This window comes from Brevundimonas sp. FV1ye4L (assembly GCF_058681255.1).
Map to the genome: position 1 here is coordinate 1,706,641 of NZ_CM178734.1, position 23,728 is coordinate 1,730,368.

Below are 23,728 nucleotides of genomic sequence, written 5' to 3' on the forward strand. Positions count from 1 at the left end.
CGATCAGAACACCGGGTAGCGGCCGCTCAGTTCGCCGCGCACCTGGCGCAGGTCCCATTCGGCGCGAACCAGCGCGTCGCGCGCTTCTCGGGCGTTGCGACGCGCGTCGCGGATTTCCCCGCGTACTTCGTCGATCCGGTCGCGGATTCGCTGCTTCTGTTCGTCCGTCAGCCCGTCCTGGCGCAGTTCGCGCTGCTTGGCGTCCAGCTTGTCCTCGCGATCCTCGATACGGGACTCGGCGCTGCTCAGCGCGCTTTCGGCGTTCTCGACCGCCGCCTCGACCTCATGCAGCCTGCGCCCGTCATTATAGGCGGGCAGGAACTCCGCCTCCTCTTCGGGGCGGCAGACGCCGTAGTAGCTATTGCCCGCCCGCCCCTCGACCCAGCCCCGCTGGAAGGTGCAATAGCTTCTCAGCCCGTCCTCGCGCGCCGATCCATAGGCGGCCGGATTGGGCGGCGCCTGATATTTCTCACAGGCCTTGGCGTGGTCGTCCAGCCGGCTCATCGGATAGCCTGCCGCCCCGTCGGCATAGCCCTTTTCCCCCCAGGCGCCGGCCAGACACTCGTCCTTGGTCATGGTCGTGCAACTGCCCAGCATCGCCGCTGCAGCGATCCCGCCGCCCGTGATCAGAAAACGCTTCATCGGATTCCCCTCCGCCCCAAGCTTCACTATCGAACGACGACAGGTCATCGCGCAAGCCGCGCGTCATGCTAGGGAGCGCAAGTGTCCGACCCTGATCTGATCGACGAAGACGACCTGCCCCCGCCCCCAGCCGCCATGGAGGTGCTGGAAGCCCGCATCAACGCGCCCGGGGGTCGCCTGGACAAGGTGTTAGCGGACGCCTTCCCGACTCTGTCCCGCGCCCGGCTCCAGGCTCTGCTGGCGGAAGGCGCTGTCCGTCGCGACGGCTCGGTCCTGACCGGCGGCTCCGCCAAGGCCCAGCCCGGCCTCTATATCGTCGCCCTGCCGCCCGTCGCCCCGGCGACGCCTCAGCCCGAAGCCATCCCCCTGACGGTCCTGTACGAGGACGCCGACCTGATCGTTATCGACAAGTCCGCCGGCATGGCCGCCCACCCGGCGCCGGGCTGCGAGACAGGCACCCTGGTCAACGCCCTGCTCGCCCACTGCGGCGACAGTCTGTCGGGCATAGGCGGGGTCGCCCGGCCCGGCATCGTCCACCGCCTGGACAAGGACACCTCCGGCGTCATGGTCGCCGCCAAGACCGACCGCGCCCACCAAGGCCTGTCCGCCCTATTCGCAACCCACGATATCGAACGCACCTATATCGCCCTGACGCGCGGCGCGCCGTCGCCGTACAGAGGCCGGATCGAAACCCGCATCGGACGCTCGACCGGCGACCGCAAGAAGATGGCTGTGCTGAAGGCCGGCGGCCGCGAGGCGATCACCGACTATGTCGTCCAGACGACCTTCGGCGAACCGGCCAAGGCGGGGGGCGCCCCAATGGCCGCCCGTGTCGCCTGCACGCTCCACACCGGCCGCACCCACCAGATCCGCGTCCATCTGTCGTCCAAGGGTTCGCCCATCCTCGGCGATGGGACCTATGGCTCGGGCAGCCCCTCCGCGCCGGTGCGGGCCGCCATCGCGGAAGCCGGCCTGAGCCGTCAGGCCCTGCACGCCGCCGTCCTCGGTTTCGTCCATCCGGTCACCGGCGAAACCCTGCGCTTCGAGACCGCCCCGCCCCCTGATATGATGAGGCTCGAAGCCCTGCTCTCTGACTTCTGAGGCCTGCCATGCTCGACCCCGAAATTCACGACAATGCCGAGCTCAAGCGTTACGAACTGCCCGTGGATGGCGAGGTGGCGGTCGTCACCTACAACCTGTCTCCGCCGAACCTGATGATCACCGAGACTCTCGTGCCGGAACGTCTCGAAGGCCAAGGCATCGCGAGCCGGTTGGCGAAACATGTGCTGGCGGACGCCCGGGCGCGAGACCTTTTGATCTTGCCGGTCTGCCCCTTCTTCTCAGCCTATCTAAAGAAGCATCCCGAGTACGCCGACGTCGTGCATCCCACCTATCGGGGACTTCTGGGACTCTGACGCGGGGGCGGACAAGCCTCTACCGATCACTTTCGCTCGCCCACGAGTTGTCAGAACGCCCGTCCCTGACATAGCATCAGTAGATAAACAGGGATTTCAGGCCATGATCGTCTTCGTCTTTGCGCTCGCTCTATCTGGGCAGACCGCAAGCCTGCCGCTTCCAACCGCATCTTCCACGCAGCAGGTTCAACCCGCCGAACCGAGACTTGTCGAAGTCGCGACCGCAGAAACAAACGGAAGTGAGGCAGAAGAACGCCGCGCCGGGCGCCGTTTGATCTGCCGGAATGAGACTGTCCTTGGGTCGCGCTTCCCTGTCCGGCGCTGCCGGCCTGCCGATTTGACACCAGATGAGCGCGCGCTTGCCGCCGATCAGTTGCGCCGGCAACAAGGTCAAAACATGAGGGCCGACGGAAGTCAGTTTTGAGCAGAAAACGATATTAAATAGCACCATTATACAAAGAGGTTTCACGCCATGATCATTATCGCATTCGCTCTTGCGCTCTCCGGTCAGACGACAACGCTACCCCTTCCAACCGACTCATCTGCCGTTCCGGTTCAAACTGCCGAAGCCACCACGGCGACCCGCTCGAACGGAACGGCGGCGGAAGAACGCCGTGCCGGACGGCCATTGGTCTGCCGCAACGAGCCGGTCGTCGGATCGCGTTTTCCCGTTCGGCGTTGCCGGCCTGCTGATCTGACTCCGGAAGAGCGCGCGCTCGCCGCTGACCAACTGCGCCGCCAGCAAATCGTCACCATGAATGGCGACTGATCTGCGACTAGCCAGAGGCGCGTCTTGAATAGCAACTGACCAAGTTCTATATCTGACGCCAGCCGGCACGAGTGGCGCCGGGGTAACGGTCACGCTTTTGTGTGACCTGCGCATCTAAAAACGGCGGCAACCCATCGCTACTTTACCGGTTGAGGGGTGAGACGTTGGCGCACACGCCGTGGCCGACGACGAAGAGCCCGCTCGTTTGACGGTCGGAGGGACCATATGGCTGCCAATAGTACGCTCGCGGTGATGTCGCCTGAACAAGGCCTGTCGCGTTATCTGACGGAAATCCGCAAGTTTCCGATGCTGACCAAGGACGAGGAGTTCATGCTCGCCAAGCGTTGGTCGGAGCACCAGGACCCCGAGGCCGCCCACCGTCTCGTGACCTCGCACCTTCGTCTCGTGGCCAAGATCGCCATGGGGTATCGCGGCTACGGCCTGCCGATCGGCGAAGTGATTTCCGAGGGCAATGTCGGCCTGATGCAGGCCGTCAAGAAGTTCGACCCGGACAAGGGCTTCCGCCTGGCCACCTACGCCATGTGGTGGATTCGCGCCTCGATCCAGGAATACATCCTGCGCAGTTGGTCGCTCGTGAAGATGGGCACCACCGCCGCGCAGAAGAAGCTGTTCTTCAACCTGCGTAAGGCCAAGAGCCAGATTTCGGCCTTCGAGGAAGGCGATCTGCACCCCGAACACCTCGCCGCCATCGCCACCAAGCTGGGCGTCAGCGAGGAAGAAGTCACCAACATGAACCGCCGCCTCGGCGGCGACGCCTCGCTGAACGCGCCGCTGCGCGCCGACGGTGAAAGCGAGTGGCAGGACTGGCTGGCCGACGATACGGCCGTTTCCCAGGAAACCCAACTCGCCGAAGACGAGGAAAAGGGCATCCGCATGAGCCTCCTTCAAGAGGCCATGGAAGAGCTGACGGATCGCGAGAAACACATTCTGACCGAGCGCCGCCTGAAGGATGACCCCGTCACTCTGGAAGAGCTCGCCGGCGAGTACGGCGTGTCGCGCGAGCGCGTCCGCCAGATTGAGGTCCGCGCCTTCGAGAAGCTGCAGAAGGCCATGCGCGCCGCCGCTGAAGAGCGCAACCTCGTCGACGCCTGATCCGAAGCCGACGTCACCTGTGGCGACGCCTCAGGTGACGTCGGCTCAGGACGCCCGGGCCATCTCGACTACAGGAGCCGATCTTGCAGTCGCCAACAGTTCGTCAATCGGCATCAACAGCCCCGCCTTGGTCACGGCGCCGGATCCCATGAAGGCTTCCAGCCCGCCGGCTGCAATAGCCAGTTTGGCGTCACCGCCCTTGACCGCCAGGCCCTTTAAAGTTTGGGCCTGCTGGTGAATCGCCCGGATAGCCTGAGCGGGATCCTGATCAAACTGGGCTATGGCCGCCGCCAAGATTCGGATGGCCTGATCCTTGACGTCAATCTTGACGCCGCTGGCGCCGTCAGCCCGGCGCTTGCGCGCTCCGGAATATTCGCCAGAGTTGAAGCGACGCCGATCAGGACCGACGTAGCCGACGGCCTCCACCCAGGGCCGTGACTTCAAGGCGACGTTCTCCACCCGTTTGAACAGGTCGCCAATCGTATAGGGCTTGCGCAGGAACTCGTGCACGCCGGCGTCGCGCGCGCCCTTGATGGCGGCGGCCGTGGCCTCATTGGTGATCATAATGATCGGCGCCGTGCGGCACGCCATGTTCGACCGACGAATCCGCCGCGCCAAGGTCTCCCCGTTCAGCGCCTCGCCGGCGCGTTCGGTAAAGATGATTCCCGGCTCTACATCGCGCAGCAGCTCGAGCGCGCCTTCTTCGTTCACCGCGACATAAACCTCGCGCGCGCCCAGGCCCTTCATGATGTCGGACAGAAGTCGCGAGGCGGCGACGTTCGGCTCGACGATCACGACCCGGCGCACTGCGGGCTCGATGCGGCTCAGGGTTCTGGTGTCGGCGGTGAACAAGGGCTTCTGCTCCGGTTTCAGTCGGAACCCTAGCTTCTGCTGGTTAAGGCCCGTTGAATCGAAGCGCCTTTTCGTCTCACCCCTGGAAGGGATCTCGCATCAGGATCGTGTCATCCCGCTCGGGACTGGTCGACAGCAGAGCCACCGGCGCGCCGATCAGTTCCTCGATCCGCCGCACATATTTTATGGCGTTGGCATTGATGTCCTTGAAGCTGCGGACCCCGGCGGTGCTTTCGCTCCAGCCTTCCAGTTCCTCGAATACGGGTTCGGCCGCCGCCTGGGCCTTCAGGCTGGAAGGCAGATAGTCGAGTACCTCGCCATCAACCTTGTAGCCGACGCAGATCTTCAGCGTCTTCAACCCGTCCAGCACGTCCAGCTTGGTCAGGGCGATTCCGTCGATGCCGTTGATCGCCACCGACTGGCGCACCAGCACGGCGTCGAACCAGCCGCAGCGCCGCGCCCGGCCCGTATTCACCCCGACCTCGCGGCCGACAGTCGCGAGATGCTGTCCGACCTCGTCATCCAGCTCGCAGGCGAACGGGCCTTCACCGACGCGGGTCGTATAGGCCTTCACGATGCCCAGCACATAGCCGACGCCGCGCGGCCCGATGCCCGATCCGGCGGCCGCCTGGCCCGCCACGGTGTTCGAACTGGTCACGTAAGGGTAGGTGCCGTGATCGACGTCCAGGAAGGCGCCCTGCGCCCCCTCGAACAGCACGCGCTTGCCGTCCTTTTGCGCCTGATCCAGCACGCGCCAGGCCGGCTTCACATAGGGCAAGATCTTCGGCGCGATCTCCAGCAGCGACGCCAGCAGCGCCTCCGGGTCGATCGGCTCCAGCCCCAGGCCCGCACGCAGCGGATCATGGTGCGAGCGCAGACGCTCGATCTTGACCTTCAGGTCGTCTTCATTGGCCAGGTCGCACACCCGGATGGCGCGGCGGCCGACCTTGTCCTCATAGGCCGGGCCGATGCCCCGCCCGGTCGTGCCGATCTTAGCCCCCGGCGCGCTGGCGGCCGCTTCGCGCGCCACGTCCAGCGCCGGATGGATCGGCAGGATCAGACAGGCGTTGTCGGCGATGGTCAGGATGTCGGGGCTGATGGCCACGCCCTGAGCCTCGATCTTCGAGATCTCACCCACCAGGTGCCAGGGGTCCACAACCACGCCATTGCCGATGATCGACGGCTTGCCCTGAACCACGCCCGAGGGCAGCAGGGCCAGCTTATAGACCTTGCCATCCACGACCAGCGTATGGCCCGCATTGTGACCGCCCTGGAACCGCACGACCATGTCGGCGCGGTTGGACAGCCAGTCCACGATCTTGCCCTTGCCCTCGTCGCCCCACTGGGCGCCGACCACCGCTACGTTCGCCAAAGTCCGTACTCCGCCTTAGCGTTCTCCTCGGAAAACGCGTCAAAACCAGCAGGCGCCGCAGCATCGCGACGGTCTGAATGCGGGCGCAGCCTATAGCGGGGGAATCGTCCGGTGTCGTCCCGAACCGTCGTATTTTACGACAGTTCCTCCACGGCCGTCTCGAACGCCCATTCCAGCCACGGCGTCGCCTCGACCACATCGGCGACCTCGACCGTGCAACCGCACCACAGCCTCAGTCCCGGCGGCGCATTGCGGTGGGGCTCCATGTCGAACACGGCCGCCTCGCCTTCCAGCAAAGCCTTGAACCGCATCACGAAGGCTTTCTGCGCCTTGGCGTCCAGAGCGGCGATGCGTGGGTCGGTGAATTTCAGACAGACCGAGGTGGTCGAGCGGATCTCGGGCCGGTCGGGCAGGAAATCAATCCAGTCGGTCCGCTTCACCCATTCGGCCAAGGCTCCATAATTCGCATCGGTCCGCCGGATCAGTTCGCGCAAGCCGCCGATCACTTGCGCCCACTCCAGCGCGTCAATCCAGTCCTCGAGGGTCAGGATCGAGAAGGTGTTGATCGCCACCCCATCGCCCAGCGCCCGGTCGAACCTCTTGCCGTCCGTCAGCCGCAGCAGCTTGGGAATGGCCCGATCCGGCCGGTAGGAATCCAGCCGCGCCACCGCGCGCGGCGACAGGGCCACCACTCCAATGCCCGCTTCCCCGCCCAGCGCCTTCTGGAAGCTGAAGGTCACCACATCCAGCTTGTCCCAGGGCAGATCCATGGCGAACGCGGCCGAGGTGGCGTCGCAGATCGCCAACCCTTCGCGGTCGTCGGCGATCCAGGCGGCGTCCGGCACGCGCACGCCCGAGGTCGTGCCGTTCCATGGAAACACCACGTCCTTGGACCAGTCCGCCCGGCTAAGATCCGGCAGTTCGCCCCAGGGCGCCGTCAGGGCTTCCGGTTCCAATCCCAGATGATCCCGCACGTCCGCCAGCCAGGTCAGACCAAAATTCTCGAACGCCACCACCTGCACCGGCCGAGCGCCAAGCATGCCCCACAGGGCCGCCTCGACCGCGCCGGTGTCGGAGCCCGGCGTATAGAGCAGCACATGGCTGTCGGGGACTTCCAGCACCGCCCGCGTCAGCCGCAGGCCATGCGCGAACCGCTCCACCACTTCCGGCGCGCGAATGCCGCGCCCCAGCAGATCGGTCCGCAGGCCCGCCAGGCTGTAACCCGGCCGCTTGGCCGTCGGGCCGGCCGAAAACCACGGCCGCGCCGGCTTCATATCGGGCTTTGCGATCATGGTGTCCCCTGCTCGAGCGCGGCTCAACGTCCCGGCGTATACGGCCGCTTGGCGCGCCAGTCTTCGGCGAATTTGACCAGGGCCGCGTCCGGCTCGTCCGGCAGGGTCACCACCAGCCGCGCCAGCAGATCCCCGCGCCGTCCCTGGGCGAAGGCGCCCCGTCCCTTCAACCGCAACAGCTTGCCCGAGTTGGAGCCGGCCGGAATCGTCATCTGCACCACGCCCTCGGGCGTTGGAACCCGCACCTTGGCGCCCAGCACCGCATCGGGCACCGAAACCGGCAGATCCATAGTCAGGTCCGCGCCGTCACGCTTGTAGATGGGGTGCGGCTCGATCTTCAGCTCGATCAGGGCGTCACCGTTCTCGGCGCCACGTCCGGGCGATCCCTGCCCCCGCAAGCGAATAGTCTGGCCATCCGCCGCCCCCTTGGGAATGGTCACATCCAGCGTGCGTCCATCAGAAAATTGAATTCGCTTGGTCGCCCCGGCGATCGCGTCTTCCAGACTGATGTCCAGCGTCGCCTTCACATCCTGACCGCGCGCGGTGAAGTCCCGCGCGCCGCGCTGACGCCCGCCGCCGCCGAACATGCCGAACAGGTCGTCCAGATCGACGCCCTCGAAGTTGGCGCGCCCGCCAGGGCCGCCGCCGCCCGAAAAGCCGCCTTGCCCGAACGGACCGCCCCCCGCACGGCCGCCGCCGCCGAAGCCCCGGTACTGTTCGTTGCCGTCGTTATCCAGCTGGCCGGCGTCGTACTTGGCCCGTTTCTCGGCATCGCCCAGGATATCGAAGGCGGCCGTCACCCGTTTGAACTTGTCCTCGGTGATCTTGTCCCCGGGATTCTTGTCGGGGTGCAGCTCCTTGGCCAGTTTGCGGAACGCCTTCTTGATCTCGTCCGCGCTCGCGCCCTTCGAAACGCCTAGTTCCTTATAGGGATCGCCTGCCACGTGCGTTGCCGCTCCAACTGAAAACACCGAGAGGCCGTCAGTTAAGCCATGCCCCCGCCCCCGCAAAGGCCCGAACCCGGCATATTTGCTCAGACCAGCCCAATTTCCGCCTCGACGCCCCAGCCGAACCCCTCGCCCCATTGCGCTACGCCGATACGCGCCGTGGGCGTCACCCCGCCCGGAAAGTCTGCGGCCAAATCGGCTGCGGAATAAAGAACGGTCGTACCCTCGACCTCCATCGCCCGCACCACCGCATCGGCATTGAGCACCCGGACCTGGAACAGGATGGGATCAACTGCGGTCGGCTCGCCGTCCCAGCCGTCGCCGTACAGCCGCACGCGCGGTGTCCAGCGCACCGCCAATCCTTCGTCCCCAGCCTCGACCGTCAGTCCTGCCGGAGACCAAGGCCGCGCATAAAGCCCGTGTAAGGTGAAGCCGAGCTCGCTGAACCCCGCCCCTCCCGGCGCAGCCCCCGCAGGTCCGACGCGACAGACCAGCGGCAATCCCCGCTCATTCCGCCCGATCTCCGCCCGCGCCAGCCTGTCGTCCAGAAATACCACGACCGCACCGGACCGCGGCCCCGACCGCATCTCGACCTCGGTTCCCTGCTGCCCGCGCAGCAGACCCGTCAGCCGCCAGATCTCCGGCCCAACCAGCACGGCCGATCGATATTGCACCACCTCCCACCCCGAAGGCGTCTCGACCGCCAGCCTATTGGCCCCGCCCAGCACCGCCGTCTCATTCGTGCTCCCCGGCGCCGCCCCCTCGACACGGACGATGATCGCGTTGACCTCGTCCCAGCGGTGACGCACCCCAGGCTGCAGCCGATCGACCAGCACCCCGACCGTCGCCGGCGCGGCCATGTCTGCCCGTTCGGTCAGAGCATTGGTGGAGGCTCCGGCGTGCAGCCGCATCGTCCGCCACGGCTCCGCCGCCGCCGCCACGACTGGCCGCCCATCGTCCTCGCGGCCGATCAGCGGCGGCAGGTCCATGACCCGCACGAAGGGCGCCCCGACCACAGCAGGCGTCTCGCTGCCGCCTCCACCGACCTGGTCCTCGTAGGATCGCCTGTCTCCAATCGGTTCCAGCACGGCGGACGGAGCGTCATCGGCCGTGACACGCGTTACCCGCCAATCGCCTTGGCGCCCCTCAGGGCGCAGGACATCCCCCGGCTCCACCCGCAAGGCCTCTAGCGGCCCCAGCGCCAGGGTGACCGTCTCCACGCCTGCTTCTTCCAAGGCCCGCACCGCTGCCGCCCGCGCCAAACCGTCGCCGCACGCCAACGGCAGGTCCAGATCGACACCGCCGCCGGTCCTGGCAGCACCGTCGTTGGCCCGCACCGTCACGGCTCCAGTCTGATAGTCCGCCACTTCGTCGACAAAGCGCACCCGCGCCTCACCGGGTCTTGGCTCCAGTGCTCGGTCGGCTGTTTCGGCCGCCCCCTGGTCCGGCAAAGCCAGAGCCTCCCGCCTAAGATCGGCGCAAACGGCGGTCCGGCCCAACACCGCCACCCGCCCGTCGCGTTCGGCCGCTACGGCGTCAAAGGCGGCCAGCAAGGGCTCCAGCGCATCGCGCGTCCGCATCGGTCGGTCGATGACATAGCCGGCCGCGCGCCCCTCGATTCCCTCGACAATCTTCTCGTCCGCCGCCAGTCCCCCGCGCCACAACACAGCTTCGATCAGGTCGCGCCCATCGCCCGCCAGCCGTCCGTTCAGCCAATGCCCGGCCCTCCAAGCCCCTGCATCCGCCCAAACATCCGCCCGCCCCGGAAAGGCCGGGTAAGGCCGCGCGTCCCAGCACCAGGCATCCGCGCCTTCCAGCATCCGCCCGCCATAGACCGCAGACACCGGATTGTTCTCGGCCCGACCATAGTGGTTCAGCACCGCCTCCAGCGCCGCCCGCTGCACCGCGTCGTCACGCGCTCCGGTCGATCCCGGCGGCAGACTGCTCTCGTTGCTCTTGGGATCCTGGAAAAGGTTCGGCGCATTGCCGCCTCGGTCCACCGCCGCACAGCCGAATTCTGACAACCGCACTGGCTTCATCCCAGGACCCCAGGCCGTCGGCATCGCGCTCCGCACCCCGAACGGCCGGTCATGGTGCGCGTTCGACCACCAGGATTTCAGATCCTTGGGCCGAAACACCCAATCTTCGCCATACGCCGTATCGACGATGGATGTCCGCACTTGCGCCGCGCGATCCACCTCATTCGCATAGTACCAGTCGAACCCGTCCCCGCCCGCGACGCCCGCAGCCAGATAGGCCGGGTCCGCCGCGCCGCTGAACACGGCTGCATCCATGCCGCCGTCGCCCTCGCGCCAGTCGGTCAGCGGCGGATACCAGTCGATTGACACATGGTCGATGTTCGGATCGGCCCATAGCGGGTCCAGATGGAACACCACCTCTCCGCCGTTCTGCCGCCCGAAATATTCGCTCCAGTCGGCCGCGTAAGACAGCTTCACCTCCGGCCCGACCACCACCCGGCATTCAGCCGCCAACCGCTGAAACTGTTCGACCGCCGGAAAGCCCCCAGCCGCATCCCGCGTCCAGGTCACGCCCCGCATCTCCGACCCGATCAGCAGGCCGTCGGCGCCCTCCTCGGCGGCGATCCGGGCGTAGTGCAGCGCCATACGCCGCAGCCCCCAATCCTCGGCCCCGCCAAACAGGGCCGCGATCTCCGCCGTCGCGCCCGCACCGTCCACGCCCGCCACCCGTCCCCGCCACGGATAGCCGGGGCAATCCATGAATACGAAGGGGTACAACGTCACCTCCAACCCCCGCGCCTTCAGCTCCCGGATCGCTTGCCGAACGCTCCCGTCCGACGGCGTCCCTCCATAGGCCGGCGCCCCATCCACCCGACTGACCTCATAGGCCTGGTGGCGCTCCAACCCCGCCACTGACCAGATCATCGGCTCGGTAGGCTTGCTCCGCCGCTCCACCCCCGGCCGCACGCGGCAGGCGCCCGCCCGCAGATCATCCCCAAACCACCCCACCACCAAACTGACCCGTTTCAGATTCGGCAACTGCGCCTGCAGCTGATCCAGCGACACCACCAAGTCCGCCCGCCCCTCGCCATTATGGCCGTTCTCCGCCGTCGTCCGCGTCAGCCCCTCGCGCCGCACCACCGCCTCAGTCGCCAGGGCGAACTCACCCGCGCCGGGGATCAGGCACACGCCTTCCAGCAGATCCTCCAGCCGCGACTCCGCCCCGCGCGGCCGACGAAAAACCTCGAAACTCAGCTGCGGAACCCGATCCCCGAACGGCCCCAATGGCAGGTCCTCGAACACCACATAGGCCGTGCCTCGGTAAGCCGAAGCATCCCCCTCGACCGCCTCGATCAGCGGGTCGGGCGTCTGTGCCTCGCCCCCGCGATACACCCGCATCGCCACGCCGCTCAGGTCCATCAGCCGCCCGTCGGCCCAGACCCTTCCGATGCCGTCGATCTCCCCCTCGCACAGGGCCACGGCGAAGCTGAGCGAATAGACATAATCGACCGTCTTCAATCCGCCCTTGCCCGCTTGTCCCTTGTTCTTGCTTTCCAAAAACCGGGCCGCCCAGATCACCTGCCCCGTCACCCGCGCCCGTCCGAAGACACAGGCCATCGGCGCACCCTCCGCCGTCCCCTGCACCTTCAGAGCCTCCAGCCTAGGCCCGACCTGCCGCGCCGGCGACAGCGATCCGATCACCCGATTGTCGATCGCCCGCCCGATCGTCGCCCCGATCACCCGACCGACCGGCCCGCCTACCGACTGCCCCACCGCGCTCAGTACGACTTGCGCCATTCAACCCTCCTGCAAACCACGCTGCGGGAACCGGAACACCGCCACCAGACGCCGACGCCACCAGACGCCCATCCAGCTTTCCACCACCGCCCGGCCCCAATAGGCGTGGATCATCCTCGGCTCCGGCCCATCGCGATCGCTCAGGATCGCGCAGTGTTTCGCCGCCGCGCCCGGCGACATCCGGAACACCAGCACGTCACCCGCCCGCATATCCTCGACCGGCACTGGCCTTAGCCACCGCTCCGCCGCCTCCAGAAGGGTCTCGCGCCCGCCGGTCTCGGCCCAGTCCGCCGAATAGGCCGGCGGCGTCTCCAGCTCGTCCCCAACCACCTCGCGCCACACCCCGCGCACTAACCCCAGGCAGTCCGCCCCCACGTTCTTCACACTGGCCTGATGCCGATATGGCGTGCCCAGCCAGGACCGGGTGGCGGCGATCACCTCTCCCCTCACCGCCGGCTCCCGCCGTCGTTCCGCGCGTTCCCCGCCGGATAGGCCGTCAAGAAATCGTCTCCCGGGACATCCGCGAACCCTCGGAAGTTCACGCCATTGCCGAACGTCCGGACGCAGGTCTCCCACCGCTTGTCACACCGCCGCCCCGCCGCCTCCAAGACCCCGCAGCGCTCGTCGCCGAGCCGCGCGTCGCACATCCGCCCATAGGTCCGCCCGATCACCCGCTCCAGCTTCGCCAATGGCCCTTCCAGATCGGCCACGAAACGCCCCTCCTCACGGCGTATTCGTGCCAGGGTCCCGGTCCACAGCCGCACCTTCAGCCTGGGTTCTGACCAGTCCACCCGCCACAGCTCCACCGCCGCCCCGTCGAACAGGCCCGCCGCCACATCCGCCTCGCTGATCGCCGCGTCGTCCAACGCCCCTGCCAATGAAACCGCGCCCGCCGCCAGACCCACCGCGCTCTCCGCCGCCCCGGCGGTCCAGCCGCTCCCGGCCCGACAGATCACCCCGTCCACCACTAGGTCGCGGTCATGATCGGTGAACCCCGTCACCGTCCCGTCGACCCGCTCCAGCCGCCAGACATGACAAAGCCGCGCCGCCGCGCTCTCGATGCGGGCGGCCATTTCGTCCGGTACGTCTCTCATGATCAGACCCGAACCTCGATCAGCGGAACCGCCGCCATCCGCCCGGCGTCGAAACTCTCCAGCGTTGTCTCGATCCGGTCCGTGTCGAACCGCACGGGCGTGTCGAACAGGAAGCCGGCCGTCACCACCGCCCCGGTCGGCGGCGCGACCGCCAGCCTCACAGCCCCTGTCGCCGCATCCGCCGCAAAGCCCGAGATTTCGACGCCCCCAACAGCAACCCGAACCGATCCCTCGACCGGTTTGGAAATCGGCCGTTCCACGTCGCCGTAGGCCTTGATCAGTTGGAACGCCGTCCGCGTTCCGTCGCCCACGCCCAGCACCTGATCCTCCGCCGACACCGTCCCGCTCGGCGGGCACGACTTGAAGTCGGCGAAGTCCTTGAACCGAAACCCGTGCAGCCGCCCCAGCCGCCCCTCGAAAAAGGCGATCAGCTCGGCCATGTCGTCCAGCGACCTCAGGTTCGCCCCGATCAGATACCGTCGCCGCCCCAGGGCCCACGGCGTCGACCGTCGCTCAAACCCGGACGCCAGCGTCGCGATCTCCGTCCGCCGCTCCACTCCTCCGGTCGAACCGAAGGCCAGCCGCGCGGGCAGGCGCACTTCATGGAAGTCCATCCAAACCTGTCCTCTGTTTTACTTGTTCGCAATGCGCCGCTCGTCCATGCTCGCGGCACTGCGGCCGCCACGGCCGTATCAAGACGGGAGCGAAGACTTGCGCGGCGAAATCCTCAGCTACGACACCACGGCCGGAACCGGCCTGATCAGCGGCGACGACGGCGTGCGCTACAGCTTCATCTCATCCGGGCTTCAGTCGCCGGCCGTTCCCGCCGCCGGCGTTCGCGTCGACTTCGTGCCGGAGGGCGCAGAGGCGACCCAGATCCTCATCCTGGCCGGCGGCCCCTCCACCGTCGGCGTCGCCGGCGGCCTGTCCGCCTCGACCGACACCACCGTCGCCGGCTTCGACTGGCAGAAGCTGTTCCTGTCGTTCGAGGGTCGCACCCGCCGGAGCCATTTCTGGATCGGCTGGCTGGTCCTTTTGGGCGTCGGCGTTGTCGCCAGCTGGCTGCCGATCATCGGCGGCCTGATCTCACTTGCCTTGATCTGGCCCAACCTGGCGATCTCGGTGAAACGTCTGCACGACATGGGCAAGACCGGCTGGCTGATCGCCATTCCGTGGGTCTCATCCATTGTCTTCTTCATAGTCGGGATCGTCATGGTCGGCATGGCCGCCGTCGCCAACGGCATGACCGACTACGACTTCGACGAAGACCCGGCCGCCCTCCTGGCCCTGATCGGCCCCGGCATGATCGCCTTCCTGCTTTCGGCCGTCGTTCCCCTGATCTTCCTGCTGTGGATCGGTCTCGTTGAAGGCCAGAAGGGCGACAACAGCTTCGGCCCGAACCCCAAGGGCGAATAAGCCCAACGCGAGGGCGAGTGGTCGGCGTTCTTCGCCGCCACTCGCCTCTCCACTCTACATCCGTCTCGCGCCCAGGCTGACCGCCCGCGCCAGCATCTGGGCCACCTGGGCCTCGGACCGCAGCAGGGCTGCCGCCCCGCCGTCCACCGTCACATTGACCGTGACCCCGCCGCCCGCCGCTGGCCCGATCTCGCCACCAGTTGCAGGCCGAAACACCTCCGGCCCGCGTTCCCCGACCAGATAGGCCCCGCCGCCCAAGACCGTCCCTCCGTCGGCCCGCGCCCCGCTGAAGCTCGACACCGCCGCCTGGATCGCCGCACTCAGCTCGCCTCCTGAACCGCCGGATCCTGCGGCCGCGTTCACCGCATTCAGCACCGCCTTCGCCAGCTCCGAAAGCGACACCTCCCCGTCCGCCGCCGCCCGCGCCAGTGACCGGGTCAGACTGTCGCCCGCCCTGCCGAACGCCGCTTCGATGGCGTTGGCGGCATCCTCGGCCGGCCCCTTCAGCGCCTCCAGCGCCGCCCCCGCCTCGGCGGCCTTCTGCGGCACATCGTCGATCCCGCCCCGCCCGAACTCATCCCTCATCCGGCCAGTCCTCCATCAGTTTCGCCAGGCCCGCGCGTCCCATCGGCGCCGTCGCGCGCGGCGTCTCGGTCAGCATCCGCCACTCCTTCAGCGACAGCCGCCAGAAAGCCTCGGGCGTCACCCCCATCCGCATCGCCGCCCGCAACATCTCGCCCCACGGGGTCAATTGGGGCGTATGTTCCGCCGTCACCGCGCCGCCGCCTCGAACGCCGCCGCCACCGCCCGCGCCGCCTCGCACGGCTCGACGGCGTCCACCTCAGGTGCGCCTTCGCCGCCACCGCGCAGCACCGCCGCCAGCACCACCATCAGGTCCCGCGCCGACAGAGCCTTCATCCGGTCCGCCACCGCCGCCAGCCCCTCGACCGCTAGCCCGGTCTCGATTTCCGCCAGCGCCCCCAGCGTCAGACACACCCGACGCCGCACTCCGCCCAAAACCACGCCCGCCTCGCCCCGCGCCCCAATCTCCCCCCCTTGGGGGGAGAGGGCCCCGCGGCCCGAGGGGGGCCAGTCCCAGCCGCTCATGTAGCCGAAAACCCGATCTCGCCCGCGCTGGCCAGGCTCAGCGCAAACGTCGCCTCCCCCTCGTGCTCACCGGCGTACTCCAGCGCCGCCACCAGGAACGGTCCCTCCAGCACGCCGAAGTCCGGCACCACCAGCCGCCAGCGTTTCGCCGCCTGATCGAAGAAGGCCTCACGCACCAGGGCGTCCGACGTCGCATCGCGGAAGATCCCCTGCCCCGACACAGCCGCCGACTTGACCCCCGCCCCCGCCAGCAGCTCGCGCCACCGGCCGGCACTGTCGCCGTCGGTCGCATCCACCGTCCGCGCATTCAGCGAGATCGTCCGCGCCCTCAACCCCGCCACTGTCGTAAAGACGCCCGCCGCGCCCTCGATCTTCAGCAGCATGTCCTTGCCCGCCTGTGCGGTCATCCGTCTTCTCCCCCGTCCTCTGTCACCGCCCTCAGCCGCACCACGGCATAGGTCCGACGCCCATCCCCGGCCCGGAACACGTCGGCGAAGTTCGCCCTCAGCGTCGCCGTCCGAACCCCGTCCGCTTCCAGCACGGCCTCGTGCAGGCACGCCCGCACCGCCGCCGCCACGGCCTTGGCCTCTTCCGATCCCGCGAACCGCGACACGCCCGTCAGTGTCAGCCTTTGCTCCACCCCGCCCCCGTCTGCCGCCACCGGCCGGCTCTCGGACCGGCCGAACGTCAGATAGGGGCAAGCCGCTCCCTCCGGCGCCTGATCGAACACTCGCGCACCCACGAGGGCCGCCACCGCCGCATCCGCCTTCAGCGCCGCCAGAACCGCCTTCTGCAGCGCGCTTTCGTGATCCCTCATCGCACCCGCTCCAGGCCCAGCTTGACCCGCCCAGGCCGCAGCGCCTCCACTGAAACCAGGTCCCAATCCGCCCCGCCGAACCGCAGAACCCGGCCGACCGCCAGCCTTTCATCAGCTCGCGCCTCGGCGCTCAGGGTCTCCAGCGTCCGCCGCTGATCCCCTTCACCTCGCTCGACCCGCCGCCGCGCCCCGCATTTCAGCCAAGCCGACCCAACCGCCTCGAACGTCACGCTCCGCCCGCCATAGAGCGTCTCCGCCTCCACCGTCCGGAACAGCCCCGCCAAGGTCCTCACAGCCGCACCACCCGATAGGACGCCACCCATTCGTCGATCGGCGGAACACCCGCGTCGTCTCCCCGCTCATAGGCCCGCAGCACCAGCATCAGGATCGCCAGCCTCAATCCCGCCGGCGAGGTGGAGGTAAGGCTCACCCCCACATCCCCCTCCACCCGCGCCTGGGCCGCCGCGATCAGGGTCTGGATCAGCCCGTCCTCGGCCTCATGCTCGACCCGCAGAAACAGCTTCGCCTCCGCCACCGTCACCGGCTGCGCCATGTTTCACCTCGCTTTGCTCGGAAGTGGCGAGTGGCGTGTGACGAGTGGCGAGCATCGCCCCATCCATGCCGCACGTCGCCGTTTGTCATCGAACGAATGGGCGAGCGGCTCTCGCCACTCGCCACTCGCCACTCGTCACTGCCGCCGTCAGGCGGCCGCGAACTTCATCACCTTCACCGCGTCGAAGTTCTGCACCCCGCCGCCGACGCGCTTGGTCGTGTAGAACAGCACATAGGGCTTGGCCGAATAGGGGTCTCTCAGCACCCGCACCCCCGCCCGATCCACGATCAGATACCCCCGCTGGAAGTCTCCGAAGGCGATGGACAGGCTGTTGGCCGCCACGTCCGGCATGGTCTCGATCTCAGTGACCGGATAACCCAGCAGCGACGCCGTCTCGCCCAGTCGCGTCGCCGGCTGCCAGATATAGTTGCCGTCCGCGTCCTTGAACTTGCGCACGGCCGAGACCGTTTTGCGGTTCATCACGAACCGCCCGTTCGGCCGGTACTGGGCCTTGGGCGCATAGACCAGGTCGATCAGACGATCCGCCGGACTGATCGGTGCGAACCCACCCGCCGCGCCCGAGGCCACATAGCCGATCTGACCCCAGGTCTGGCCGGCGTCCGCCACCGTCGGATAGGTCAGGAAGCCCTTGGGCTTGTTCACACCGTCGCCGTTGACGAAGGCCTGGGTCTCCTGGGCCGCAAAGGCGTCCTCGACTTCGGCCGCCAGCCATTCGTCCAGATCGACCATGGCGTCGTCCAACAGAGCCTGGGTCGCCGCCGGATTGGCGTACAGATCGGCCGAGGGGAACTCCAGCAGGGCTAAGGTCGCCGGGTCCGTCTCCGGCCGCGCGGCCGTCTCCGCCACCCAGCCGCAGGCCACGCCCGCCGTCGACACCGGCTTTCTGAACACTCCGGCCGCCACCGTCCGCACCGTGGCGATCTCGCGCATCGGCGAGGCCGCCATCAGCCGCCGCTCGATGGCCCGCTCGGTCTCATACGGCACGACATAGCCGCCCGAGGTCGCCCCGCCCGACAACCCCGCCTTGACCTCCAGCGCGCCAGATTGGCCCGTCTTCAGATAGCCGTCCCAAGCCGCTTTGGCTTCTGGCGCCGACGCCGGCTCGGCGGGCTCGCCGCCGATAGCCGGACGCCTATTCTGGCTCATCACCCGATCCAGCCGCGCCTGCGCCGCCGCCACCGCCTGGTCGATCCTCGCCACCTTCTCCTCCAGCAGCACATCGGCCACCGCCTTCTTCTCGATCTCGCCCAGCCGGACGTCGTTCGCCCCTTTGAACGCCTCGAACGCCGCCATCATCTCGCGCACGGCGCCGTGCGCTTCGGGCGAGCCCGAAGCCTGTTTGGTCTCTTTCATGATGTCTCCGTTGGAAAAAAAATCGCCGGCCGGCGCCGACCTCTTCAGACGAGGCTGAACCTCGCCTCCGGCAGCATGGGAAAGGTCACGACCGTTCTCAGCATTTGCACAGCGACGCGCCTCGTTTGCGGCGCCAGTGCTGATTGGCTAGGATCCGGACTATGATCGCAAGCGAAAATCAACAAGCCGCTCGCCAAGGCGGGACTGTCGCCGCAATCGCAGTCGGGGTCAGTTTGGGCGTGCTGCCCCATCTGCTCGGCCTCGTCTTGGGCATGATCAACTTCCTGATCACACCGCTTCTCTTGCCCATACTGGCATCGGCTTCAGGATGGTGGCTGGGCCGACGCTTCCCCGCCAATCGTTTGCGCTCGATGTTGTTTGCGTCGGCTTCTGCGAGCTTCGCTTACGTGGCGGCTTTGATAGGCCAACTCGCACTCTTGGCCCGGACGAACGGTTCTTGGCATCAGACCCTGGCCGTTGACGACGCCGTCGAGATGACTCTTGGCGCCATGGCCTTGGCGCTACTGTTCATATCGATCGGGGGGCTGCTTTCGACAGTCAAACGGAAACCGAAAACCGCGCATCTTTGAGGGCCGGAAAGGTCACCAGCGACACCTCCCACAGCTCCACCCCGCTCAGCACCCGCAGCCGCCCCTGCATCCGCGCCCGCGCCGTCCGGTATCCGATCGACAACCCGTCCATGACCCCCGCCCGGCTCAGGGCGGCGGCGAAGCGGGCTTCAGCCGACCAGTCCTCGATCCGGCCCCGCACGAACAGGCCGCGCTTGTCCTCGACGATCTCGTCCCAGACCCCGACCGGCGCCCGCGCGTCATGCTGGTTCAGCATCCGCACCCCCTGCGCGCCTGTCCGCGCCAGGCTCTCGGCGAACGCCCCCGCTTGGACCACATCCCCGTTCAGATCCGCCACGCCCCACAGGGAGGCGTAGCCCTGGATCACCACTTCCCCTCTCCCCTTGCGGGAGAGGGAGACCGCGCACGGCGGCGCAGCCGTCGTCCTGGCGCGGTCGGGCGAGGGGTCAAACCAGCCCTTCCATCCATGACCGGCCAACCCCTCATCCGACCCGCAAGGGGAGAAGGGATCATTCGACGCCCTCATCGCCCCTCCAGCCTCCGCTCGATCCTCTCCACCGCCGCCGCCGTCGCCTCCCCCTGCGTCTCCAGCCGCGCCAGCCGTTCGGCCACCAGCCTCTGCTCCCCGACCCGCTGTTCCAAGGTCGCGATCCGCGCCGCCGCGCCCCCGGCCCAGACCAGCCCCCCGACCGTCTGAACCGCCAGCGCGACAATCAACGCCGCCACCGCCTTCTTCACCGCATCGCTCATCCTTCCACTCCCGCCATCCGCCGTCTCTCCTCATCCGTCAGGAAGCTCGCCGCCTCCAGCCGCGCCCACAAGGCGTCCCGCTCAGGCTGCAGCGCCGGCACGGCCTCCAGGTCGGCCCGCACCTCGCAGCCGGGGAACCGCCCCTCCAGCCACCCCGTCATCGCCCCGGCCGCCTTGCGCACCAGGGGCGCGATCGTCTGTCGCCAGAAGGCGGTGTTGGCCTCGCGATAGTTGGCGTAGGTGGCGTCCCCCGGTATCCCCAGCAACTGCGACGGCACCCCGAAGGCCAGGGCGATCTCGCGCGCCGCCGCATGTTTGCCGGCGGTGAAATCCATCTCGGCCGGGGTCAGGCTCAGCGGCTTCCAGTCCATCCCGCCTTCCAGCAGGATCGGCCGCCCGGCGTTCTCCGCCCCGGCGTATGCGGACGACAGCTGCGCCTTCAGCGCCTCGAACTGACCATCCGTCAGCCGCTCGCCCTTCTGCGCCCCATAGACCAGCGCCCCCGACGGCCGCGCCGCATTGTCCAGCAGGGCCTTGTTCCAGGCCCCCGCCGCATTGTGCGCATCCACCCCCTGCGCCGCCGCCTCCATCGGCGACAGTCCGTACCAGTCGTCCAGCGGGTGCCACAGCTTCAGCTGCATCACCGGCCCCCAGCCGTCCGCCGCCCGCCCGATCCGCATCGACCGTCCGTCGACGCAATACTCCCACGCCTCGGGCCAGCCCGACCGGCCGGGAACCACCTTCACCCGGTCGGACCTCAGCGCCCACAGCTCTTCGGGAACCTCGTCCCCGACCGCCTCGACCCAGGCGTTGCCCGACACCTGAAGCGCCCCATAGACCGCCTCCATCAGCTCCGCCCCCGACTGTTCGGGATTGGGCCGGCGGATCAGCCGCGCCAGCGGATGGGCCTCGTCCCGCACCCCCTCCACAAACACCGCAAAGGGCGCCGAGGCCGCCGCCTCCGCGATCATCCGGATACAGCGATAGGCAACCGCATTCTTCTGATACCCCTCGCGCGCCAGACTGGCGTAGTCATTGGGCGTCCACCGCGCCCGCCCGACGCCCGACAGCAGCACCGCCGCCCGACTGGCCTTCTCTTCCGGCGCACCCACGCGCCCCGCCTGGCCGAACGGCCACCGGATCGAAACCATCAAAATCTCCTGGAAGAATTCTCCCTCCCCTTCATGGGGAGGGACGGCGTGGCGTCAGCCGAGCCCGGGTGGGGCCGTGCGATCCGGCGCTCCGCCGTCAGCCTCAACGTCTTTCAACCGCGTCCTGTCGGACCCCACCCCGATCGCTTCGCGATCGCCCCTCCCCATGAAGGGGAGTGAGAGATGTGGCTTCGCCATCCATCGCAACATCGGCCGCTCGACCCACACATGCACCCCCGCCCCCGCCGCCAGACTGAGGCCGACGGTCAGCACCACCACCCCATCCCCCGGCAGGACCGCGCCCGCCTCGAACACCCGACCCAGCCCCCGGATCACCAACACATGGACCAGATAAACCGCATACGAAGCCTCCCCCATGAAGATCAGCCCGCGCCAGACTGGCCCCCGCCGCGTCTCCCCCACGACCGCCCCCAGCACCACCAACCCCGCCGGCAATCCCCAGATCGCCACCCGCGCCAGCCCGATCAGGGGCTGGTTCAGCGCCGCCTCGCCGTCGATCTCGCCATATCCAAACCCCAGCGACAGCCCGAACCCGACCAGGCCCAGCCCTACCGCGACCGGCCCCCATACCCTCGGCAGGCCGCGCCCCCAGCGCGCGATCCCCACCCCGATCAGGAACTCCAGCACCATCGGCGACCCGACGAACCTCAGCACCGGCGTCGCCACCGCCAGCCCCGCGACCACCGCCACCACGGCGCCGCCCGCCAGCCCCCATCCGGCCCGTCCGCCCCCCGCAATCGCCAGGCCGAACCCGGCGTAGAACAGCATCTCGAAACACAGGGTCCACCCCGCCCCCAGGGCCGGGAACGTCATTACCAGTCCACTGAACGGCCAGAACAGAAAGGTCGCCGCGGCCACATCGGGCGTCAGCGTCCCGCCCCGCGCCATCCCGAACAGGATCGGCAAGGACAACAGCCAATAGAGGGGGGCCACCCGCCGGAACCGCCGCCACAGGAAATCCCCCGCAGCCCGCAGTCCCGTCTGGCCCCGCGTCGTCGTGGCGATGATGAAGCCGCTGATCACAAAAAACAGATCGACCCCCGCCGCCCCGAAATCCTCCACCGTCCCGCCTGCCAGCACAGTCTCTAGACCCAGCCGCCCCGCGCTCAGATCGACCGCATGGGCGACCACCACCCCTGTGGCCGCCACGAACCGCAACACCTGGATGTCGTCGAACCTTCGCCCCATCCGTCACGGATAACACCAGCGCGAACCAGACCCAACCTCAGATCATTACTCGCGCCCGCACCGCCTGTGCGATCCGCGCCTGGCCCGCCGCATTGGGATGGACCGAATCGAACATCAGGCCCGGCGCAAACGTCCCGCCGAACAGGGCCGCCCCGTCGATGGGCGCCGCCAATCCCTTCTCCGCCGCCACCGCCACGGCCGCCGCCGCAATGGCCTGCTGCGTGGCGTAGCTCGCCTTGCCCTGGGCCGGGTCCGACGGCGTCCCCGCCATCATCAGCACATCGCCACTGATCAGGGCCCGCTCCACCAGCAGCCCCAGATTGGCCTGATAGGCCGCGACCGCCGTCCCATTGTTCCAGTCATTGATCGTCAGGCAGATCACCGTCAGATCCGCCCCCGCCGCCGGCAACGCCCCATAGGCCCGGTACGCCTGGTCCGTCGTGGTCCAGTCCGCCACGCGCGATCCGCCCCAGCCGGCGTTGATCACCTGCACCCGCCGCAGCTCGGATGTCCACGCCACGCCCCCGGCGATGAAGACCGCGCCTCCCGACGCCCGCCGCACCGAAATCGGCCCCGTCGTCTCGGGGAAACGGACCGTATGCCGCTCCAGCCCCGGCGCCTTCAGCGTGTCAATGGTCGCCCGCACCACGCCGTCGGTCTCGACCGCGATCACGCCCAGGGCCGTGTTGCACACCGCATAGAGGTCGAACCGGTCCACCGGCCCGTCCGGCTGGAACGCCCAGGTCTCGGTTCCCCAGTCCGGCGTGGTGAACAGCCGCCCGCCCAGGCTGGCCAGGGTCGTGACGCTCCACCCGTTCCCCAGGCTGACGCGCGGATCATAGGCGCCGTATCCTCCCGTCGCCAGATCGCCCGCCCCCGCCCCGACCAGCGACGCCGCCGAGGCCGGCAGCCCGCCCGCGCGCATCAGATCCGCCAGCCGCTTCGGCCAAGCCGCGCCTCGCCCATCCGGCGTCCACCCGCCCGGCACGCCGCCGAACCCCTGGGCCACGCTGTCGCTGACGACCAGCAGCCGCGCGTCCCCCACCCCCGCCAGCATCCCGCGCACCGCCGCCGACCAGCGCGGCAGGTCGGGCACATCGAAGCCCAGCCGCGACGGCGCCAGCATCCCGCCTGGCGCCGCCGTCCTCGCCTCGATCGCGAGGCTCAATCGAACACCGCCACGACCTGGGCCGCCGTCGTCCCCGTGGCCAGAACCCGCCGCACCTGCACAGGCAACCACCCCACCGGATGATTGACGAAGGTCACGGCCTCCCCGTCCTCGCCCCCGACCGTCAGCACCCGCACATTCCCCGCCGCCCCGACATACAGCGCCTTGGCGTAGGTCGTCAGATCGTCCGTATCGCTGGGCGTCACCACCGCCGCGCGCCGCCCCGGCCCGCTGGCGTCCCGCCCATGATTCAGCAACCCGTCCCGCTCCGCTATGGCCGGCATGTCTCTCTCCTGGATGTAGTGGATCACCTCCCACCGG

30 protein-coding genes are annotated in these 23,728 nt (G+C 68.2%); 7 read left to right on the forward strand and 23 right to left on the reverse strand.

All coding sequences use genetic code 11. The features are described from left to right. Positions 1-3 precede the first annotated feature (3 nt). Positions 4-642, reverse strand: coding sequence for a DUF2799 domain-containing protein (locus ACW17X_RS08235; protein WP_492096700.1), 639 nt, complete (start codon positions 640-642; stop codon positions 4-6). A 135-nt stretch (positions 643-777) separates the two neighbouring features. Between ACW17X_RS08235 and ACW17X_RS08240 the strand changes: the two genes are divergently transcribed. The 5 genes from ACW17X_RS08240 (at position 778) to rpoH (ending at position 3,939) form a co-directional block, all read left to right on the forward strand. Continuing rightward, positions 778-1,743 (forward strand): RluA family pseudouridine synthase, encoded by a 966-nt coding sequence (locus ACW17X_RS08240; protein WP_492100454.1) that lies wholly within the window; start codon positions 778-780, stop codon positions 1,741-1,743. A gap of 8 nt (positions 1,744-1,751) precedes the next feature. Beyond that, the gene (locus ACW17X_RS08245) at positions 1,752-2,057 is read left to right on the forward strand and encodes a GNAT family N-acetyltransferase (RefSeq protein WP_492096701.1); all 306 of its coding nucleotides are present in this window, start codon (positions 1,752-1,754) and stop codon (positions 2,055-2,057) included. A 103-nt stretch (positions 2,058-2,160) separates the two neighbouring features. Next, the gene (locus ACW17X_RS08250) at positions 2,161-2,481 is read left to right on the forward strand and encodes a hypothetical protein (RefSeq protein ID WP_492096702.1); all 321 of its coding nucleotides are present in this window, start codon (positions 2,161-2,163) and stop codon (positions 2,479-2,481) included. Positions 2,482-2,529: 48 nt separating this feature from the next. Beyond that, the gene (locus ACW17X_RS08255) at positions 2,530-2,826 is read left to right on the forward strand and encodes a hypothetical protein (RefSeq protein ID WP_492096703.1); all 297 of its coding nucleotides are present in this window, start codon (positions 2,530-2,532) and stop codon (positions 2,824-2,826) included. A 225-nt stretch (positions 2,827-3,051) separates the two neighbouring features. Beyond that, on the forward strand, positions 3,052-3,939 hold the full coding sequence (gene rpoH / locus ACW17X_RS08260) for an RNA polymerase sigma factor RpoH (protein ID WP_267514364.1): 888 nt from the start codon (positions 3,052-3,054) through the stop codon (positions 3,937-3,939). Between the two features lie 45 nt (positions 3,940-3,984). On the opposite strand, the gene ACW17X_RS08265 is transcribed toward rpoH, so the two are convergent. The 8 genes from ACW17X_RS08265 to ACW17X_RS08300 form a co-directional block, all read right to left on the reverse strand. Then, positions 3,985-4,791, reverse strand: coding sequence for a response regulator (locus ACW17X_RS08265; protein ID WP_492096704.1), 807 nt, complete (start codon positions 4,789-4,791; stop codon positions 3,985-3,987). A 76-nt stretch (positions 4,792-4,867) separates the two neighbouring features. Then, positions 4,868-6,163, reverse strand: a complete 1,296-nt coding sequence (locus tag ACW17X_RS08270; RefSeq protein ID WP_492096705.1) for an adenylosuccinate synthase — start codon at positions 6,161-6,163, stop codon at positions 4,868-4,870. Positions 6,164-6,297: 134 nt separating this feature from the next. After that, positions 6,298-7,455, reverse strand: coding sequence for a phosphoserine transaminase (locus tag ACW17X_RS08275; RefSeq protein WP_492096706.1), 1,158 nt, complete (start codon positions 7,453-7,455; stop codon positions 6,298-6,300). Between the two features lie 23 nt (positions 7,456-7,478). Next, a complete protein-coding gene (locus tag ACW17X_RS08280; RefSeq protein WP_492087853.1) occupies positions 7,479-8,399 on the reverse strand; it encodes a DnaJ C-terminal domain-containing protein in 921 nt (306 codons plus the stop codon). A gap of 89 nt (positions 8,400-8,488) precedes the next feature. After that, on the reverse strand, positions 8,489-12,178 hold the full coding sequence (locus ACW17X_RS08285) for a baseplate multidomain protein megatron (protein WP_492096707.1): 3,690 nt from the start codon (positions 12,176-12,178) through the stop codon (positions 8,489-8,491). Next, positions 12,179-12,616, reverse strand: coding sequence for an NlpC/P60 family protein (locus ACW17X_RS08290; RefSeq protein ID WP_492096708.1), 438 nt, complete (start codon positions 12,614-12,616; stop codon positions 12,179-12,181). Positions 12,617-12,624: 8 nt separating this feature from the next. Next, positions 12,625-13,272, reverse strand: coding sequence for a phage/gene transfer agent baseplate hub protein (locus ACW17X_RS08295; RefSeq protein ID WP_492096709.1), 648 nt, complete (start codon positions 13,270-13,272; stop codon positions 12,625-12,627). Between the two features lie 2 nt (positions 13,273-13,274). Next, the gene (locus ACW17X_RS08300) at positions 13,275-13,886 is read right to left on the reverse strand and encodes a phage distal tail protein, Rcc01695 family (protein WP_492096710.1); all 612 of its coding nucleotides are present in this window, start codon (positions 13,884-13,886) and stop codon (positions 13,275-13,277) included. A gap of 97 nt (positions 13,887-13,983) precedes the next feature. Here ACW17X_RS08300 and ACW17X_RS08305 point away from each other — a divergent pair, with 97 nt between their 5' ends. Beyond that, the gene (locus ACW17X_RS08305; protein WP_492096711.1) at positions 13,984-14,688 is read left to right on the forward strand and encodes a DUF805 domain-containing protein; all 705 of its coding nucleotides are present in this window, start codon (positions 13,984-13,986) and stop codon (positions 14,686-14,688) included. 54 nt (positions 14,689-14,742) lie between these two features. Here the strand turns inward: ACW17X_RS08305 and ACW17X_RS08310 are convergent, their stop codons facing one another. The 8 genes from ACW17X_RS08310 to ACW17X_RS08345 form a co-directional block, all read right to left on the reverse strand. Beyond that, positions 14,743-15,273, reverse strand: a complete 531-nt coding sequence (locus ACW17X_RS08310) for a phage tail tape measure protein (protein WP_492096712.1) — start codon at positions 15,271-15,273, stop codon at positions 14,743-14,745. Then, positions 15,263-15,463, reverse strand: coding sequence for a phage tail assembly chaperone (locus ACW17X_RS08315; RefSeq protein ID WP_492096713.1), 201 nt, complete (start codon positions 15,461-15,463; stop codon positions 15,263-15,265). Before ACW17X_RS08315 ends, ACW17X_RS08310 begins: the two co-directional genes overlap by 11 nt. Continuing rightward, positions 15,460-15,795 carry a GTA-gp10 family protein gene (locus ACW17X_RS08320; protein ID WP_492096714.1) on the reverse strand — a complete coding sequence of 112 codons (336 nt, stop codon included), beginning with the start codon at positions 15,793-15,795 and terminating at the stop codon, positions 15,460-15,462. Before ACW17X_RS08320 ends, ACW17X_RS08315 begins: the two co-directional genes overlap by 4 nt. Continuing rightward, complete coding sequence (locus ACW17X_RS08325; RefSeq protein WP_492096715.1) at positions 15,792-16,202, reverse strand: phage major tail protein, TP901-1 family; 411 nt, start codon at positions 16,200-16,202, stop codon at positions 15,792-15,794. Before ACW17X_RS08325 ends, ACW17X_RS08320 begins: the two co-directional genes overlap by 4 nt. Next, positions 16,199-16,612, reverse strand: a complete 414-nt coding sequence (locus ACW17X_RS08330) for a DUF3168 domain-containing protein (protein WP_492096716.1) — start codon at positions 16,610-16,612, stop codon at positions 16,199-16,201. The genes ACW17X_RS08325 and ACW17X_RS08330 overlap by 4 nt, the downstream gene beginning before the upstream one ends. Next, positions 16,609-16,905, reverse strand: coding sequence for a phage head-tail adapter protein (locus ACW17X_RS08335; RefSeq protein ID WP_492096717.1), 297 nt, complete (start codon positions 16,903-16,905; stop codon positions 16,609-16,611). The genes ACW17X_RS08330 and ACW17X_RS08335 overlap by 4 nt, the downstream gene beginning before the upstream one ends. Next, positions 16,902-17,165: a head-tail connector protein gene (locus ACW17X_RS08340; RefSeq protein WP_492096718.1), complete on the reverse strand. Its 264-nt coding sequence runs from the start codon at positions 17,163-17,165 to the stop codon at positions 16,902-16,904. The genes ACW17X_RS08335 and ACW17X_RS08340 overlap by 4 nt, the downstream gene beginning before the upstream one ends. Before the next feature lie 147 nt (positions 17,166-17,312). Then, positions 17,313-18,539, reverse strand: a complete 1,227-nt coding sequence (locus tag ACW17X_RS08345) for a phage major capsid protein (RefSeq protein ID WP_492096719.1) — start codon at positions 18,537-18,539, stop codon at positions 17,313-17,315. A gap of 161 nt (positions 18,540-18,700) precedes the next feature. Between ACW17X_RS08345 and ACW17X_RS08350 the strand changes: the two genes are divergently transcribed. Beyond that, on the forward strand, positions 18,701-19,129 hold the full coding sequence (locus tag ACW17X_RS08350) for a hypothetical protein (protein WP_492096720.1): 429 nt from the start codon (positions 18,701-18,703) through the stop codon (positions 19,127-19,129). Here the strand turns inward: ACW17X_RS08350 and ACW17X_RS08355 are convergent. The 6 genes from ACW17X_RS08355 to ACW17X_RS08380 form a co-directional block, all read right to left on the reverse strand. After that, positions 19,098-19,496 carry an HK97 family phage prohead protease gene (locus tag ACW17X_RS08355; RefSeq protein WP_492100455.1) on the reverse strand — a complete coding sequence of 133 codons (399 nt, stop codon included), beginning with the start codon at positions 19,494-19,496 and terminating at the stop codon, positions 19,098-19,100. The genes ACW17X_RS08350 and ACW17X_RS08355 overlap by 32 nt on opposite strands. Before the next feature lie 155 nt (positions 19,497-19,651). Next, a complete protein-coding gene (locus ACW17X_RS08360) occupies positions 19,652-19,879 on the reverse strand; it encodes a hypothetical protein (protein ID WP_492096721.1) in 228 nt (75 codons plus the stop codon). Further along, the gene (locus ACW17X_RS08365) at positions 19,876-21,030 is read right to left on the reverse strand and encodes a phage portal protein (protein ID WP_492096722.1); all 1,155 of its coding nucleotides are present in this window, start codon (positions 21,028-21,030) and stop codon (positions 19,876-19,878) included. Before ACW17X_RS08365 ends, ACW17X_RS08360 begins: the two co-directional genes overlap by 4 nt. 54 nt (positions 21,031-21,084) lie before the next feature. Further along, positions 21,085-22,239 carry an acyltransferase family protein gene (locus tag ACW17X_RS08370; RefSeq protein ID WP_492096723.1) on the reverse strand — a complete coding sequence of 385 codons (1,155 nt, stop codon included), beginning with the start codon at positions 22,237-22,239 and terminating at the stop codon, positions 21,085-21,087. 37 nt (positions 22,240-22,276) lie between these two features. Next, on the reverse strand, positions 22,277-23,407 hold the full coding sequence (locus tag ACW17X_RS08375; protein WP_492096724.1) for an SGNH/GDSL hydrolase family protein: 1,131 nt from the start codon (positions 23,405-23,407) through the stop codon (positions 22,277-22,279). Continuing rightward, positions 23,404-23,691, reverse strand: coding sequence for a spike base protein, RCAP_Rcc01079 family (locus ACW17X_RS08380; protein WP_492096725.1), 288 nt, complete (start codon positions 23,689-23,691; stop codon positions 23,404-23,406). The genes ACW17X_RS08375 and ACW17X_RS08380 overlap by 4 nt, the downstream gene beginning before the upstream one ends. Between the last annotated feature and the right edge of the window lie 37 nt (positions 23,692-23,728).

What these genes read in the sequence shown, in the direction of transcription:
- ACW17X_RS08235 (WP_492096700.1), bottom strand. Translation starts at nt 642, where the DNA reads ATGAAGCGTTTTCTGATCACGGGCGGCGGGATCGCTGCAGCGGCGATG.
- ACW17X_RS08240 (WP_492100454.1), top strand. Translation starts at nt 778, where the DNA reads ATGGAGGTGCTGGAAGCCCGCATCAACGCGCCCGGGGGTCGCCTGGAC.
- ACW17X_RS08245 (WP_492096701.1), top strand. Translation starts at nt 1,752, where the DNA reads ATGCTCGACCCCGAAATTCACGACAATGCCGAGCTCAAGCGTTACGAA.
- ACW17X_RS08250 (WP_492096702.1), top strand. Translation starts at nt 2,161, where the DNA reads ATGATCGTCTTCGTCTTTGCGCTCGCTCTATCTGGGCAGACCGCAAGC.
- ACW17X_RS08255 (WP_492096703.1), top strand. Translation starts at nt 2,530, where the DNA reads ATGATCATTATCGCATTCGCTCTTGCGCTCTCCGGTCAGACGACAACG.
- rpoH (WP_267514364.1), top strand. Translation starts at nt 3,052, where the DNA reads ATGGCTGCCAATAGTACGCTCGCGGTGATGTCGCCTGAACAAGGCCTG.
- ACW17X_RS08275 (WP_492096706.1), bottom strand. Translation starts at nt 7,455, where the DNA reads ATGATCGCAAAGCCCGATATGAAGCCGGCGCGGCCGTGGTTTTCGGCC.
- ACW17X_RS08285 (WP_492096707.1), bottom strand. Translation starts at nt 12,178, where the DNA reads ATGGCGCAAGTCGTACTGAGCGCGGTGGGGCAGTCGGTAGGCGGGCCG.
- ACW17X_RS08295 (WP_492096709.1), bottom strand. Translation starts at nt 13,272, where the DNA reads ATGAGAGACGTACCGGACGAAATGGCCGCCCGCATCGAGAGCGCGGCG.
- ACW17X_RS08300 (WP_492096710.1), bottom strand. Translation starts at nt 13,886, where the DNA reads ATGGACTTCCATGAAGTGCGCCTGCCCGCGCGGCTGGCCTTCGGTTCG.
- ACW17X_RS08310 (WP_492096712.1), bottom strand. Translation starts at nt 15,273, where the DNA reads ATGAGGGATGAGTTCGGGCGGGGCGGGATCGACGATGTGCCGCAGAAG.
- ACW17X_RS08320 (WP_492096714.1), bottom strand. Translation starts at nt 15,795, where the DNA reads ATGAGCGGCTGGGACTGGCCCCCCTCGGGCCGCGGGGCCCTCTCCCCC.
- ACW17X_RS08325 (WP_492096715.1), bottom strand. Translation starts at nt 16,202, where the DNA reads ATGACCGCACAGGCGGGCAAGGACATGCTGCTGAAGATCGAGGGCGCG.
- ACW17X_RS08330 (WP_492096716.1), bottom strand. Translation starts at nt 16,612, where the DNA reads ATGAGGGATCACGAAAGCGCGCTGCAGAAGGCGGTTCTGGCGGCGCTG.
- ACW17X_RS08340 (WP_492096718.1), bottom strand. Translation starts at nt 17,165, where the DNA reads ATGGCGCAGCCGGTGACGGTGGCGGAGGCGAAGCTGTTTCTGCGGGTC.
- ACW17X_RS08345 (WP_492096719.1), bottom strand. Translation starts at nt 18,539, where the DNA reads ATGAAAGAGACCAAACAGGCTTCGGGCTCGCCCGAAGCGCACGGCGCC.
- ACW17X_RS08350 (WP_492096720.1), top strand. Translation starts at nt 18,701, where the DNA reads ATGATCGCAAGCGAAAATCAACAAGCCGCTCGCCAAGGCGGGACTGTC.
- ACW17X_RS08360 (WP_492096721.1), bottom strand. Translation starts at nt 19,879, where the DNA reads ATGAGCGATGCGGTGAAGAAGGCGGTGGCGGCGTTGATTGTCGCGCTG.
- ACW17X_RS08365 (WP_492096722.1), bottom strand. Translation starts at nt 21,030, where the DNA reads ATGGTTTCGATCCGGTGGCCGTTCGGCCAGGCGGGGCGCGTGGGTGCG.
- ACW17X_RS08370 (WP_492096723.1), bottom strand. Translation starts at nt 22,239, where the DNA reads ATGGGGCGAAGGTTCGACGACATCCAGGTGTTGCGGTTCGTGGCGGCC.
- ACW17X_RS08380 (WP_492096725.1), bottom strand. Translation starts at nt 23,691, where the DNA reads ATGCCGGCCATAGCGGAGCGGGACGGGTTGCTGAATCATGGGCGGGAC.